The sequence below is a fragment of the Streptomyces sp. ISL-66 genome, assembly GCF_018614135.1.
Taxonomy (GTDB): Bacteria; Actinomycetota; Actinomycetes; order Streptomycetales; family Streptomycetaceae; genus Streptomyces.
Genome location: NZ_JAGGOW010000147.1, coordinates 1 through 13,572 on the forward strand (window position 1 = coordinate 1; position 13,572 = coordinate 13,572).

General features: G+C 72.7%; 16 protein-coding genes. 9 read left to right on the top strand and 7 right to left on the bottom strand.

Features of this window, described 5'->3' with window-relative positions; translation table 11 throughout:
• Positions 1-17: 17 nt before the first annotated feature.
• Together J7E97_RS26810 and J7E97_RS26815 are read right to left on the bottom strand one after the other, a co-directional pair.
• Positions 18-812, bottom strand: coding sequence for a transglutaminase-like domain-containing protein (locus J7E97_RS26810; RefSeq protein ID WP_215032268.1), 795 nt, complete (start codon positions 810-812; stop codon positions 18-20).
• Complete coding sequence (locus J7E97_RS26815) at positions 809-1,804, bottom strand: GNAT family N-acetyltransferase (protein ID WP_215032270.1); 996 nt, start codon at positions 1,802-1,804, stop codon at positions 809-811. The genes J7E97_RS26810 and J7E97_RS26815 overlap by 4 nt, the downstream gene beginning before the upstream one ends.
• A gap of 117 nt (positions 1,805-1,921) precedes the next feature.
• Here J7E97_RS26815 and fdxA point away from each other — a divergent pair, with 117 nt between their 5' ends.
• Both fdxA and dapC read left to right on the top strand, forming a co-directional pair.
• Positions 1,922-2,251 carry a ferredoxin gene (gene fdxA, locus J7E97_RS26820; RefSeq protein ID WP_030868357.1) on the top strand — a complete coding sequence of 110 codons (330 nt, stop codon included), beginning with the start codon at positions 1,922-1,924 and terminating at the stop codon, positions 2,249-2,251.
• 159 nt (positions 2,252-2,410) lie between these two features.
• Positions 2,411-3,508: a succinyldiaminopimelate transaminase gene (gene dapC, locus J7E97_RS26825; RefSeq protein ID WP_215032272.1), complete on the top strand. Its 1,098-nt coding sequence runs from the start codon at positions 2,411-2,413 to the stop codon at positions 3,506-3,508.
• Between the two features lie 164 nt (positions 3,509-3,672).
• Here the strand turns inward: dapC and J7E97_RS26830 are convergent, their stop codons facing one another.
• A complete protein-coding gene (locus J7E97_RS26830; RefSeq protein WP_215032274.1) occupies positions 3,673-4,026 on the bottom strand; it encodes an ATP-binding protein in 354 nt (117 codons plus the stop codon).
• A 352-nt stretch (positions 4,027-4,378) separates the two neighbouring features.
• Complete coding sequence (locus J7E97_RS26835; protein WP_374224242.1) at positions 4,379-5,386, bottom strand: hypothetical protein; 1,008 nt, start codon at positions 5,384-5,386, stop codon at positions 4,379-4,381.
• A gap of 78 nt (positions 5,387-5,464) precedes the next feature.
• Here J7E97_RS26835 and dapE point away from each other — a divergent pair, with 78 nt between their 5' ends.
• The gene (dapE, locus tag J7E97_RS26840) at positions 5,465-6,544 is read left to right on the top strand and encodes a succinyl-diaminopimelate desuccinylase (protein WP_215032278.1); all 1,080 of its coding nucleotides are present in this window, start codon (positions 5,465-5,467) and stop codon (positions 6,542-6,544) included.
• Positions 6,545-6,608: 64 nt separating this feature from the next.
• Complete coding sequence (locus J7E97_RS26845) at positions 6,609-7,367, top strand: TIGR00730 family Rossman fold protein (RefSeq protein WP_215032280.1); 759 nt, start codon at positions 6,609-6,611, stop codon at positions 7,365-7,367.
• Positions 7,368-7,468: 101 nt separating this feature from the next.
• On the opposite strand, the gene folP is transcribed toward J7E97_RS26845, so the two are convergent.
• On the bottom strand, positions 7,469-8,329 hold the full coding sequence (folP, locus tag J7E97_RS26850; protein ID WP_215032283.1) for a dihydropteroate synthase: 861 nt from the start codon (positions 8,327-8,329) through the stop codon (positions 7,469-7,471).
• 77 nt (positions 8,330-8,406) lie between these two features.
• On the opposite strand from folP, the gene J7E97_RS26855 reads away from it, so the two are divergent.
• Together J7E97_RS26855 and J7E97_RS26860 are read left to right on the top strand one after the other, a co-directional pair.
• On the top strand, positions 8,407-8,808 hold the full coding sequence (locus tag J7E97_RS26855; protein ID WP_215032301.1) for a DivIVA domain-containing protein: 402 nt from the start codon (positions 8,407-8,409) through the stop codon (positions 8,806-8,808).
• On the top strand, positions 8,805-9,398 hold the full coding sequence (locus J7E97_RS26860; RefSeq protein ID WP_215032286.1) for a DNA-3-methyladenine glycosylase I: 594 nt from the start codon (positions 8,805-8,807) through the stop codon (positions 9,396-9,398). Before J7E97_RS26855 ends, J7E97_RS26860 begins: the two co-directional genes overlap by 4 nt.
• Positions 9,399-9,562: 164 nt before the next feature.
• On the opposite strand, the gene J7E97_RS26865 is transcribed toward J7E97_RS26860, so the two are convergent.
• Positions 9,563-10,366, bottom strand: coding sequence for an enoyl-CoA hydratase/isomerase family protein (locus J7E97_RS26865; protein ID WP_215032289.1), 804 nt, complete (start codon positions 10,364-10,366; stop codon positions 9,563-9,565).
• A gap of 331 nt (positions 10,367-10,697) precedes the next feature.
• Here J7E97_RS26865 and J7E97_RS26870 point away from each other — a divergent pair, with 331 nt between their 5' ends.
• On the top strand, positions 10,698-10,865 hold the full coding sequence (locus J7E97_RS26870; RefSeq protein ID WP_003966491.1) for a DUF3117 domain-containing protein: 168 nt from the start codon (positions 10,698-10,700) through the stop codon (positions 10,863-10,865).
• Between the two features lie 138 nt (positions 10,866-11,003).
• Here J7E97_RS26870 and J7E97_RS26875 read toward each other — a convergent pair whose 3' ends face one another.
• Positions 11,004-11,666, bottom strand: a complete 663-nt coding sequence (locus J7E97_RS26875) for an O-methyltransferase (protein WP_215032292.1) — start codon at positions 11,664-11,666, stop codon at positions 11,004-11,006.
• A 143-nt stretch (positions 11,667-11,809) separates the two neighbouring features.
• On the opposite strand from J7E97_RS26875, the gene sigE reads away from it, so the two are divergent.
• Both sigE and J7E97_RS26885 read left to right on the top strand, forming a co-directional pair.
• On the top strand, positions 11,810-12,586 hold the full coding sequence (gene sigE / locus J7E97_RS26880; protein ID WP_215032295.1) for an RNA polymerase sigma factor SigE: 777 nt from the start codon (positions 11,810-11,812) through the stop codon (positions 12,584-12,586).
• Complete coding sequence (locus J7E97_RS26885; protein ID WP_215032298.1) at positions 12,583-13,257, top strand: anti-sigma factor; 675 nt, start codon at positions 12,583-12,585, stop codon at positions 13,255-13,257. The genes sigE and J7E97_RS26885 overlap by 4 nt, the downstream gene beginning before the upstream one ends.
• The last annotated feature ends 315 nt before the right edge of the window (positions 13,258-13,572 follow it).

Sequence of the window (13,572 nt, forward strand, 5' to 3'; positions counted from 1 at the left end):
TGGACTCCAGACAGGACCTAGTTCAGCAGGGCCCTGGCCGACTTCGCCTCCGCGCGGATGCGGCCGGCCGCCGGTGGGTCGATCACGTCGACGATCAGCGCGTAGGACTCCAGCTCCGCCGCCCCGTTGGCGAAGTCGCCCCGCTCGACGAGCACCTTCGCCCGCTCGTAGCGCAGCGCCGCCGGATGCGAGGGCAGGAGCAGCGCCAGGTCCAGCGCCCACAGGGCCACCGCGGAGTGCTCCGGACGGGCCGAGGCCCACGCGCGGATGTTGTTCAGGACGCGCAGGACGATGTCCAGGGTCCGCGCCGCGACCCGGGGCCCGGCCGCCAGCTCCGCCGGACCCGCGCCCAGCGAGGCGCCCCCCGCGAACGGGTCGACGACCACGCCCTCCTGCGGATCCCCGAACCCGACGACGAAGTGCCCCGGCAGGGCCAGCCCGTACACCGGGGCGCCGGCCCGCCGGGCCACCTCCATCCAGACGACGGACAGCAGGATCGGCAGCCCCCGGCGCCGCCGCAGCACCTCGTGCAGGAACGAGGACGAGAGCCGGTCATAGTCGGCGGGGGTCCCGTGGAACCCCATCCGCCCGCCCAGCAGTTCGGTCACCGCCGAGGCCCACGCGCGGGCGTCCCGCAGCCCGTACGGGAGCATCCCGGCCAGCCTGTCCAGCTCGATCTGCGCCCAGTCCATGGCCCGTTCGTCGAGCTGCGGATCGCCCTCCGTGGCGAGCAGCAGGCACAGCGCCGACAGGTCGGGCCGCTCCGCCCGCGCCTCCGCCGCGAACCGTTCGCGCCAGGGCCCCGTGCTCATGCCGCCGTCCGGCGGTAGTGGTGGTAGCCGTGGTGGACCTCGAAGCCCAGCGCCCCGTACAGCGCCCGCGCCGCCGCGTTGTCGCTCTCCACCTGGAGCCAGGCGGCCGAGGCGCCCTCTTCCAGCGCCCGCCGCGCCAGCGCCGCCATCACGGCCGTCGCCAGACCCCGCCGCCGGTGCTCCGGATCGACCTCGACCGCCGCGAAGCCCGCCCACCGGCCGTCGACCACGAGCCGCCCGATCGCCCGGCCGGGCAGCGCCGCGAACCACACCGAAGGGCCCGCCGTCAGCACCCGCCGGGCGACCTCCGGGTCCTCGACCCGCCCGTAGCGGGCGAGCCACTCCTCGTCCGGGGCACGGGTCAGACGTACCTCCCCGGCGGTGGTGAGCACCCGGTCGTCCACGTCCGCCAGCGCCGCAAGTCCGCCGGTCCGGACCTCCGCCGAGACCTCCCGCGCCCAGCCCCGGTCCTCCAGCTCCGCGCACAGCAATTCGTGGGTGCCCGCGGCTCCCGTGGCGGCCTGGACGTAGGCGGGAAGTCCCCTTTCCGCGTACCAGGAGGTCACTCGGGCGAGTGCATCGCCCAGCGGTATCCCGGGATCGCCCAGCGGCAGCACGGAGTTGGCCCGCCGGGTGAACCCGGCGGCCGCGCGCAGCGTCCATTCGCCCAGCGGTTCGCTCTCCAGCGGCGGCCAGGCCCGCGCGCCGACCCGCGCGAGCTCCTCGAAGGAGGCCGCGGGGCCCCTGCGGCGGGCCGGCGCGGCAGGCACGACCTTGCCCGCGACCAGGGCGGATTCCGCGATGCGGACGCTCTCACCGGTCTTGCGTGTGATCGTCACCACACCGTCGTTCCAGGATGTGAGAACCCCTACCGTGTCCGTGAACGAGGGGCCTGCGCCCGACCCGCGCTCCACCCGTCGCACGGAGACACGTTTACCCACGTCAGATGGTGTAATCCGGATCTCCAGCCGTCCGCCGGCAGTGAATTCCACAGCTCTGTCCGCCCCTCCTGTTCGGATCGTGCCCGGGAACGGAGATACTAGAGGCGGGCATCGACGACGCCGCGCTCCCGCGCGATATGGAAAGCCCTACCGAGGAGGAACGAGAGCGTGACCTACGTCATCGCGGAGCCTTGTGTCGACGTCAAGGACAAGGCATGCATCGAAGAGTGCCCCGTCGACTGCATCTACGAGGGCCAGCGGTCCTTGTACATCCACCCGGACGAGTGCGTCGACTGTGGTGCGTGTGAGCCGGTCTGCCCGGTCGAGGCCATCTTCTACGAGGACGACACTCCGGAGGAGTGGAAGGACTACTACAAGGCGAACGTCGAGTTCTTCGACGAGCTCGGTTCGCCCGGTGGTGCCTCCAAGCTCGGCCTGATCGAGCGCGACCACCCCTTCATCGCAGCGCTTCCGGCGGACATCAACCCGAGCCACTGACGGTCGGTACCGCCTGAGCGCCCCTCGGTCCCGTTCGGCCTCGCAGCCGGACGGGACCGAGGCGTTTCACCCCGCAGGACCCGCAGCAGTCGCAGGACCCGCAGCACCCGTAGAACATCTGGAACGCACGGAACACCTGGAAAGCGAAAAGAGCGCATCGTGGCCGCAGTCTCAGCCCGTCTTCCCGTCTTCCCCTGGGACAAGCTGGAGCCGTACAAGGCGACGGCGGCGGCCCACGCCGACGGCATCGTCGACCTGTCCGTCGGCACGCCCGTCGATCCGGTGCCGCAGCTGATCCAGCGCGCCCTCATCGAGGCCGCCGACTCCCCGGGCTACCCCACGGTGTGGGGCACGGCCGCCCTGCGCGACGCGATCACCGGATGGGTCCGCGGCCGCCTCGGCGCGAGCGCCGCCGGGCACCGCAACGTCCTGCCGGTCGTCGGCTCCAAGGAACTGGTGGCCTGGCTGCCGACCCAGCTCGGCCTCGGGGCCGGGGACCAGGTCGCCTACCCCCGGCTCGCCTACCCGACGTACGAGGTCGGCGCGCGCCTGTGCGGCGCCGAACCCGTGGTCTACGACGACCCGACCGCCGACCTCGACCCGGCCCGCGTGAAGCTGCTGTGGCTCAACTCCCCGTCCAATCCCACCGGTGCGGTCCTCCCCAAGGAGGAGCTCGTCCGGATCGTTGCCTGGGCGCGCGAGCACGGGATCCTGATCTTCAGTGACGAGTGCTACCTGGAACTGGGCTGGGACGCCGAGCCCGTCTCCGTGCTGCACGACGACGTCTGCGGGGGCTCCTACGAGGGCCTCGTCGCCGTCCACTCGCTCTCCAAGCGCTCCAACCTGGCCGGCTACCGGGCCGCCTTCGTCGCCGGCGACGCCGACGTGCTCGGCGAGCTGCTGCAGATCCGCAAGCACGGCGGCATGATGACCCCGGCCCCGGTGCAGGCGGCCACCGTGGCGGCGCTCGGCGACGACGCGCACGTCGAGGAGCAGCGGGCGCGCTACGCGGCCCGCCGCGCGGCGCTGCGCACGGCCCTGGAGGCGCACGGCTTCCGCGTCGAGCACAGCGAGGCCAGCCTGTACCTGTGGGTGACCCGCGACGAGCCCTGCTGGGACACGGTGGCCCACCTCGCGGGACTGGGCATCCTGGTCGCGCCGGGCGACTTCTACGGCGAGGCGGGCGCGCGCCACGTCCGGGTGGCCTTCACGGCCACCGACGAGCGCGTCGAGGCGGCGGTCAAGCGGCTGGCCTAGGCCTGGCCCGGTAGGCGTGGCGCCGGTCCGTGGCGCCGGTCCGTGGCGCCGGTCCGTGGCGCCGGTCTGCGGCGCCGGTCTGCGGCGCGCCTGTGCGGTGAACAGCCCGAGGGGGCCGGGAGTTCGTGCTCCCGGCCCCCTCGGCGTTCCTGTGGCCGCCCTGGCTAGCCGAGGCCGGGGACACCGCCCGGAAGGCCACCGGGAAGCCCGCCCGGCAGGCCGGCCGGGAGGCCGGCCGGGAGGCCGCCGAGGAGGGAGCCCGCCGTGCCGGCCAGGTCGGCGGGGGCGGCCGGAACGGCGGGGAGGGCCTGGGTCGCCGAGTCCGCGGTCTCCGCGGCCGTCGCGGTGGTGTCGTCCACGGCAGGGGCCGCGGCGTCCGGTGCGGTGAGCGCGCCCAGCTGCGGCACGGACTCCAGGCCCGCGGCGCTGGCCACGCCGGCCGCACCGACCACGGGCGCTGCCCCGGCTGCGAGGAGCAGCGCGGTACGGGCGATCCGGCGGGTCAGGGGGAGGGACATGTTGCTCCTAAGCGGTAGCGGCTGAGTACGCCGGTACAACCGCTCGCGGTGGTGCGCGAGTTGCGGAGCCGGTGGGTAAAGGATCGGTAACGCATCGTTTAATCGGCTTCCGCGACAACCGCATGGGACGGGCGCCGACCTGCGCTTGTGTGCCCGCGGCGGCCCGCGTGTCCGCCGTACGGGTAGAACCCGCACGGGGGACGGATCGCACGGTCGAGCGAGCAACCCCGGGAGCAGCCGGGGGCGCGGCCGAGGGCGCAGCCGGGGGAGCCGCTGGGAATGACCGAGGGCGCAGCCGGGGGAGCTGCTGGGAATGACCGGAGGCGTGGCCGGGTGGGCGGCTCGGGGTGCCTCAGCCGCGCACGAAGATCCGTACCTCGCCCGGCACCGCGGGGGCCGGGTCCGCGTTGTTGCCGCCCTTCGCCCCGGCGGCGCTCCTGTCCTGCCAGCGATCGCCGTCCTTGCCCGCGATCCACAGGTGGGGGGCGTAGGAGACGCGCGCGATGGACAGCCCGCCGGAGTTGGCCACCGCCCACTGCGCGAGCACCCGGCCCGCGCGCGCCGCCGCCTCGCCGCCGTCCCGCTTCGCCACCAGCCTCACCTCGGACTCGGGGACCGCCTTGCCGCCGCTGCCGCCGTCGCCCGCCCCGGCCGGTTCCGCCGGCGCCGTCCCCACCGTCTGCAGCCCGCTCTTGCCGAGCAGCCGGGCCAGCTCCGTCCGCACCTTCGCCGGGTCGCCGGGCTCGGTGGGCGCGGGCCCGGTGCAGGCCAGGTGGCCGCCGCCGACGAAGGCCGTCGTCAGTACGGTCGCGTCCGGCTCGTGCTTCGCGTACGCCTGCGGGAAGCCGCTGAGCTGGACCTTCTGCGCCGCCACCGTCAGCGGGAGCCGCGAGTAGCCCTTGACCTCGGCGAGCCGGTCGTAGAAGATCCCGGCCGAGTACACCGGATCCATGATCTGCGCGGGCGTGCCCCAGCCCTGCGAGGGCCGCTGCTGGAACAGGCCCAGCGAGTCCCGGTCGCCGTGATCGAGGTTGCGCAGCGCCGACTCCTGCATGGCCGTCGCCAGCGCGATCGTCACGGCCCGGTCCGGCATCCCCTTGGAGACGCCGACGGCGGCTATCGTCGTCGCATTCGCCGCCTGCTCCGTGGACATCTCGTAGTACTGGCCGCTCTCGCCCTTGCCGCTGCCCATCGCGTTGACCGAGGCGGTGCAGTAGGGCGCGCCGCCCCCGCCGTTGGAACCGCGCTGCGCGACGAAATAGCCCGCGACCGCGATCAGCACGAGGAAACCAGCAGCCCAGCGGATCGGGCGACGGCGGCGGCGAGGACGGGACTGATCGGTCTGCGACACGCCGCCCACCGTACTTGAGCCCCCCGACGCGTCCATCGGCCGGACGGACAAGGCGTTGGCGAAGCCCGGGGCGTTAGGGTCGGTTCCATGCCCGAATCCGAGCTGGACCTCACCCAGGACGCCGCCGAGCTGACCGCCCGGCTCGTCGACATCCCCTCCGTGAGCGGCGACGAGAAGGTACTCGCCGACCTCGTGGAACGCGCGCTGCGGGGCCTCCCGCACCTGACCGTGGACCGCTTCGGCAACAACGTCGTCGCGCGCACCCACCTCGGCCGCGCCGAACGCGTCGTACTCGCCGGCCACCTCGACACCGTGCCCATCGCCGGCAACGTGCCCTCGCGTCTCGACGAGAACGACGTCCTGTGGGGCTGCGGCACCACCGACATGAAGTCCGGCGTCGCCGTGCAGCTGCGCATCGCCGCGACCGTGCCGGAGCCCAACCGCGACCTCACCTTCGTCTTCTACGACCAGGAAGAGGTCGCCGCCGACCTCAACGGCCTCGGCAAGGTCGCCGAAGCCCACCCCGACTGGCTGACCGGCGACTTCGCGGTCCTGCTGGAGCCGTCGAACGCCGAGGTCGAGGGCGGCTGCCAGGGCACCCTGCGCGTGCTGCTGCGCACCGCCGGCGAGCGGGCCCACTCGGCGCGCAGCTGGATGGGCTCCAACGCCATCCACACCGCGAGCCCGATCCTCGCGAGGCTCGCCGCCTACGAGCCGCGCAAGCCGGTCATCGACGGCCTCGAGTACCACGAGGGCCTCAACGCGGTCCGCATCGAAGGCGGCGTCGCCAACAACGTCATCCCCGACGGGTGCACCGTGACGGTCAACTACCGCTACGCCCCGGACCGCAGCGAGGCCGAGGCGCTGGCCCACGTACGGGAGGTCTTCGCGGACTGCGAGATCGAGGAGTTCGTGGTCGACGACTCCTCGCCCGGCGCGCTGCCCGGCCTCTCCCACCCGGCCGCCGCGGCCTTCATGGAGGCCGTCGGAGGCCACGCCATGCCGAAGTTCGGCTGGACGGACGTCTCCCGCTTCAGCGCGCTGGGCGTCCCGGCGGTCAACTACGGCCCGGGCGACGCGCTGCTGGCCCACAAGGTCGACGAGCGCGTCGAGACGAAGGCGATCCTCCACTGCGAGGAACGACTCCGCGCCTGGTTGACCTCGTGAATTCCGCTTCTCGTCACCTTTGTGCGCCTACCCTGATCCAACGATCAGCAGGAGGGAGCACATCATGGGCAACCCCGACGGGTCCGCTCGTCGTCGTCCCGAGGAGCAGCAGCTCGGACCGGTGCTGAGGAGGCGGAGCCAGGTGCAGGCCGGCAGTACGACGGACCAGCGGCTGCTGGATTCGGCCGGGCCGTCCGAGTGGGTGCACACCGATCCCTGGCGGGTCCTGCGCATCCAGTCGGAGTTCATCGAGGGCTTCGGCACGCTCGCGGAGCTGCCGCCGGCGATCAGTGTGTTCGGCTCGGCCCGGACCCCCGAGGGATCGCCGGAGTACGAGGCCGGCGTGCGGATCGGCGGCGCGCTCGTCGAGGCCGGCTTCGCGGTCATCACGGGCGGCGGTCCGGGTGCGATGGAGGCGGCCAACAAGGGTGCGCGGGAGGCCAACGGCATCTCGGTGGGCCTGGGCATCGAGCTCCCCTTCGAGCAGGGGCTGAACCAGCACGTCGACCTCGGGCTGAACTTCCGCTACTTCTTCGTCCGCAAGACGATGTTCGTGAAGTACAGCCAGGGCTTCGTGGTCCTGCCGGGCGGCCTCGGCACGCTGGACGAGCTGTTCGAGGCCCTGACCCTGGTCCAGACGCAGAAGATCACCCGCTTCCCGATCGTGCTCTTCGGCACGGAGTACTGGAGCGGGCTCATCGACTGGCTGAAGACCACGGTCATCGCGCAGGGCAAGGCGTCGGAGCGGGACCTGTACCTCTTCCACGTCACGGACGACGTGGAAGAGGCGATCGCGCTGGTGACGAAGGAAGTCGGCAAGTAGGCGGTCGCGGGCGCGGCCGACCACGCGCCGCGCCAGGGAGCCCCCGGACACCGGGGGCTCTCCGCGTTCGCGCCGTCGCCTCCAGCCGTCGCGTGGTGGGCTCAGGCGAGGCCGCGGCGGGCGACCGCCGGGGGGCGGTGGCCCTGGATGGAGGCGACCATGTCGAGGATCTGCTTGGTTTCCGCGACTTCGTGGACGCGGTAGACCCGGGCGCCGAGCCAGGCCGAGACGGCCGTGGTCGCCAGGGTGCCGAGGAGGCGTTCCTTGACCGGCTTGTCGAGGGTCTCGCCGACGAAGTCCTTGTTGGACAAGGAGACCAGGACCGGCCAGCCCGTGTCGGCCATCTCCGCGAGGCGGCGGGTGGCCTCCAGGGAGTGCCGGGTGTTCTTCCCGAAGTCGTGCCCCGGATCGATCATGATCGCGTCCCTGCGGACGCCCAGCGAGGCCGCGCGCTCGGCGAGCCCGACCGTGACCCGCAGGATGTCCTGCATGACGTCCTCGTACGAGGTCCGGTGCGGCCGGGTCCGCGGCTCGGCCCCGCCCGCGTGGGTGCAGACGATGCCCGCGTCGTAGCGCGCGGCGACCTCCGCGAGCTTCGGGTCGACCCCGCCCCACGCGTCGTTCAGCAGGTCGGCACCGGCCTCGCAGACCGCCTCGCCGACCTCGTGCCGCCAGGTGTCGACGCTGATCACCACGTCGGGATGGCGACGGCGCACCTCGGTGACGAAGCCGACCGTCCGGCGGGCCTCCTCGGCCGCGTCCACGTGCTCGCCCGGGCCTGCCTTGACGCCGCCGATGTCGATGATCGCGGCGCCCTCGGCGACCGCCTGCTCCACCCGGTCCAGGGCGGGCTCGTCGCGGAAGGTCGCGCCCTGGTCGTAGAAGGAGTCAGGGGTCCGGTTCACGATGGCCATGATCACCGGCTCGTGGGTGTCGAACTCGCGCCTGCCCAGTCGCAGCATCCTGCTCTTTCCTCCTTCGGCGGCCCTTGCGCCTCGTCTGCGACCTTAACCTGATGGTCGGAGTCTTCTCAGGGGAGTTGATCGTGTTCGCGTTCTTGCTCATCGCGCTGGTCGTGGTCGTCGCCGCGGTCACCCTGGCGGTTGCCGGCGGCGGAGCCGAGGCCGTGCTTCCGGAAGCCGAACCGGACCGGGTGTCCGACGGCCTGCCGGAGAACCGCCCGGTCGTCCGGGCGGACATCGACGAACTGCGGCTGCCGGTGGCTCCGCGGGGGTACCGGATGGCCGAGGTGGACGACGTACTGGAACGGCTGGCGGCCGAGCTGGCCGAGCGGGACGCGCGGATCGCGGAGCTCAGCGCGGGTGTTTCCGGCGCGGGTGCTCCTCGCGGGGGTGTTTCCAGTGCGGGTGTTTCTGATGCGGGTGTCGCCGGTGCTCCGGGTGCGACCGCGGTGGACCTGACCAAGGACGGTGCCCAGTGAGCGGGGCCGTCGCGGGGCCCGACGGAGGGCTGCGGTGCCCGTGGGGGCTGGCCACTGCGGACTACGTGGCGTACCACGACACGGAGTGGGGGCGTCCGGTCCGCGGGGACGACGCGCTGTACGAGCGGCTGTGCCTGGAGGCGTTCCAGTCGGGGCTGTCGTGGCTGACGATCCTGCGGAAGCGGGAGGGTTTCAGGGCCGCGTTCGCGGGCTTCCACATCGCGAAGGTCGCCGAGTTCGGGGCGGCGGACGCGGAGCGGCTGCTCGCTGACGAGGGGATCATCCGCAACCGGGCGAAGATCGAGGCGACCCTGGCCAACGCGAAGACCCTGGCCGGGTGGGCGCCGGGGGACCTGGACCGGCTGATCTGGTCCCACGCCCCCGGGGCGCAGGAGTCCGGGCGCGGGCGCGCCGCGCCGGAGTCGATGGCGCAGATCCCCGCGGTGACACCGGAGTCGACGGCGCTGGCGAAGGCGCTGAAGAAGGAGGGCATCCGGTTCGTCGGTCCGACGACCGCCTACGCCCTGATGCAGGCCTGCGGCCTGGTCAACGACCACCTGGGCGGCTGCGTGGCCCGCGAGCTGACCTGACACGACCCGGCCCGACCTGATCCGACCTTCCCCGGGGCCGGCCGCCGGATGTCGGGCGCAGCGGCGTCACGTGCCCGCGGGCACGTGACGCGGCGGTCGGGCCCGCGAGCGGGAACGGGCCTCACCGGGGTCGGCTACTGATCGGCCGGCCCCGGGGGTCCGGGTCAGCGGCCCAGGTATGTCGGCGGCTGCTTCGAGAGGAAGGCGGCCACGGCGATCGCGTGGTCCTGCGAGGCGCCCGCGCGGGTCTGGAGGGTGTCCTCGTGGTCCAGCGCCTCGGAGAGGGACCGGGAGGCCCCGTACGCCAGGGACTCCTTCAGCGCGGCGTACGCGACCGTCGGGCCCTGCGCGAGCCGGCGCGCCACGGCGAAGGCCTGCGCGGCCAGCTCGTCGGAGGGGACGACGCGGTTCGCGATGCCCAGTTCCAGCGCCTCGGGGGCCTTCACCGAGCGGGGGAAGAGCAGCAGGTCCGAGGCGCGCGAGGCCCCGATCAGCCGGGGGAGCGTCCAGGAGACGCCCGAGTCGGCGGTCAGGGCGACCCCCGCGAAGGAGGTGTTGAAGGAGGCCGTGTCCGCGACCACCCGGAAGTCCGCCGCCAGCGCGAAGCCGAAGCCCGCGCCCGCCGCGACGCCGTTCACGCCCGCGACCACCGGCTTCGGCATTTCCGTGAGCGCCCGCACGATCGGGTTGTAGTGCTCCGCGACCGTGCTCATGGTGACCGAGGACCCGGTCTCGCGGTCGGCCGTCAGGGACCCGATGTGTTCCTTGAGGTCCTGGCCGACGCAGAACGCCCGGTTGCCGGCCGCGGTGAGCAGGACCGCCCGTACCGCCGTGTCCGCGCCCGCCGCCCGTACCGCGTCGCGCAGCGCGACTTTGGTCTCGGTGTTCATGGCGTTCATGGCTTCGGGACGGTTGATCGTGATGGTCGCGAGTCCGTCGGTCACTTCGTAGAGCACGCTGTCGGCCATGCCGGGGGTCCCCCTTCGTCGCGGGCTGGCTACCGGCCGGTACTGGCCGGTGCAAGGGCCAGCATGGCGGACCGGGACCCCCTTCCACATGTGATGTGCGTCAAACAATCCGGACGGCGGTCTCTGTGTGCGGCGGCGAAGTATCGCAGGCAGGTCCCCGAAATGAGTGGTTTTGGTCGAGCGCGTTGCGCAAGCGTTCCCACCCGATGTTGGTCATCGGGTCCTGACATGCGGGATAATGGCCTGGAAGCAATGTGTTCGATGCCGGGTACTAGGCGCCTGAACGGGGCCGTCGGCTGACGATGAGCTGGTTTCAGGAAGGGGAACGAGCATGGCGGCCATGAAGCCGCGGACGGGCGACGGCCCGCTCGAGGTCACCAAGGAGGGGCGGGGCATCGTCATGCGCGTACCGCTCGAGGGCGGCGGTCGGCTCGTCGTCGAGCTGACTCCGGACGAGGCGGACGCCCTGGGTGACGCCCTGAAGAAGGTCGTGGGCTAGTCCTTAGGGGCACCGACACCATCTGAATTCTCTGCACTGCCCCGGTCGCTCACCGCGTCCGGGGCAGTGTTGTCTCATTTTCCGGGGAGATTCGGGGGAGATTCCGGGAAAGCCGGGGAGAGCCCGGAGCGAGCAGCCTCAGCGGCGGACCGCGCACAGGAGGCCGTCGCCGACCGGGAGCAGCGCGGCTTCCAGGGCGGGGCTCTCGCGGACGCTGCGGAGCAGCTCGCGGACGCGCAGGACCTCCGGCGGCTGGGCCGCGGAGTCGACCGTGCGGCCGTCGGAGAAGACGCCCTCGAAGCAGACCAGACCGCCGGGGCGCAGCAGGCGCAACGATTCAGCGAGGTAGTCGAGGGACTCGGTCGGGTCCCCGTCGCAGAAGACGAGGTCGTACCCGCCGTCGGCGAGCCGGGGCAGGACGTCGAGCGCGCGGCCCGGGATGAAGCGGGCGCGGTTGCCCGCGAAGCCGGCGGCGCGGAAGGCCTGGCGGGCGAAAGCCTGCCGGTCGGGTTCGGGGTCCACGGTGGTCAGGACGCCGTCGGCGCGCATGCCGTGCAGGAGGTGGATGCCGGACACGCCCGTTCCGGTGCCGATCTCGGCGACCGCCTTGGCGTCCGCGGTGGCGGCGAGCAGGCGCAGCGCGGCCCCGGTGCCGGGGGAGACGGAGCGCAGTCCCGCTTCCCTGGACCGGTCGCGGGCCCATCGCAGAGCGTCGTCTTCGGCGACAAACGCGTCGGCGAACGCCCAGCTCGTCTGCCGGTTGCCGCTAATGACCCTCTCCTGTCCCCATAGTTGGCGCAACGGTGACTGTATCCGTTGGAGTCGGGAACCCGCAGATGGGACCGGGCGTTGAGAGCAGTAGAGACGCAAGGCCGGCCCGGGACCGAAGCCCCGTGCAAAGTTACTGCAAAAATGCTTATCCGGAGCTGACGGGAGGGGTGGCTATGGTAGGGAATCCGCTGGACACCACCAGAGCCGACAGGGGAGGTGCGGCTGCGCCTGTGGATCGTGGGGGTGTCCTCCGACGCCTCTTCTGGTCGGCCGGTGAGCCGAGATCCGTGACCAACATTGCTGACCGTTTCCGCACCGTAGACACCGCAACCACCGCGACCTTTGCCGCCGATGCGGGCTCACAGGCGTGGACCCCTCCCTCGTGGGAGGAGATCGTCAGCACGCACAGTGCGCGGGTCTACCGTCTCGCCTACCGGCTGACGGGTAACCAGCACGACGCCGAGGACCTGACGCAGGAGGTCTTCGTACGCGTATTCCGCTCGCTGTCCACGTACACCCCCGGCACCTTCGAGGGCTGGCTGCACCGGATCACCACGAACCTGTTCCTGGACATGGTCCGCCGCAAGCAGCGGATCCGCTTCGACGCGCTCGCCGACGACGCCGCCGAGCGGCTGCCGAGCCGCGAGCCGTCTCCCCAGCAGGTGCTCCATGACACCCACTTCGACGCGGACGTGCAGCAGGCGCTGGACACGCTCGCGCCCGAGTTCCGTGCGGCCGTGGTGCTGTGCGACATCGAGGGCCTTTCCTACGAGGAGATCGCCGCCACGCTCGGCGTGAAGCTCGGCACCGTGCGCAGCCGTATCCACCGGGGCCGCTCGCACCTGCGCAAGGCGCTCAAGCACCGGTCTCCCGAGGCCCGTGCGGAGCAGCGTGCGCTCGCGGGGGTGGCGGCGGGCGCGCCCGGCGCCGGGGAGGGCGGAATCGAGTGAGCGGGATCAGTCCGTCCCCGTCGTCCGCCGATCGGGCGTCCTCCGCCGAGCAGCATCTGGGCGACCGGCTCGCCGCCCTCGTGGACGGGGAGCTGGGTCACGATGCGCGCGAGCGGGTGCTGGCGCACCTGGCGACGTGTCCCAAGTGCAAGGCCGAGGCCGATGCGCAGCGGCGCCTGAAGACCCTGTTCGTGGAGAGTGCGCCGCCCCCGCTGTCCGCGGGGCTGCTGGCGCGCCTCCAAGGGCTGCCGGGCGGCAGTCCTGACGGCCCGTCCGGTCCGTCGGGTCCCACCGGCCCGCCGTCGGCGGCCGGTCCCTTCTCCTCGTTCGGCTACGTGCCCTCGGCGGCGGCCGCGCCGCAGCGGGGCTTCCCGATACATGAGGTGGGCCGCTCGCGGCGCCGGCTGGCCTTCGCGGCCGCCGGGGCGGTGTCGTTCGCCGCGATCGCGCTGGGCGGCTCACTGCCGCTGGACGCGATCGAGCCCAACGCCAGGGGCGAAGCCCCCGCCGCGCGTACGGGCCCCGTGGTGCCGGTGTTCGACGCGGTGGCCCGGGAGAACCGGATCCCGCGTTCGGGCGTCGCCCCGGCCCTCCCCTCGTCGGCCCCCCTCGCCGCGCCCTCCCCGTCCCTCACCTCGGTCTCGGCGCAGCCGGTCTCCCTGTCGCGCTAGTCCCGTGACCGGACGGGTTCACCGGGTCGCGTCACCCGGCACGGGGGGCACCTCGCGGCGTTGCCGTGACCGGCTGAGCTCCTCAGGGCGGTGTTTGCGGCCCGCCGGGCCGATCCGGGTGGGGGACCTGGTTGAATCTCCGCCAGATGTGCCGCTGCGGGCGGCCGGCGGAGACAGGTACGCGGGGAGCGCCCATGTCCGACAGTCAGCAGACCGATCCGGCGGTTCCGGCACCGGACCCGGCGCAGGCGCGGGTCCCGGCGCGCACCCCGGACGATGCGGCCCCGGCTGACCAGGCCCCGGCCCCGGCTGACC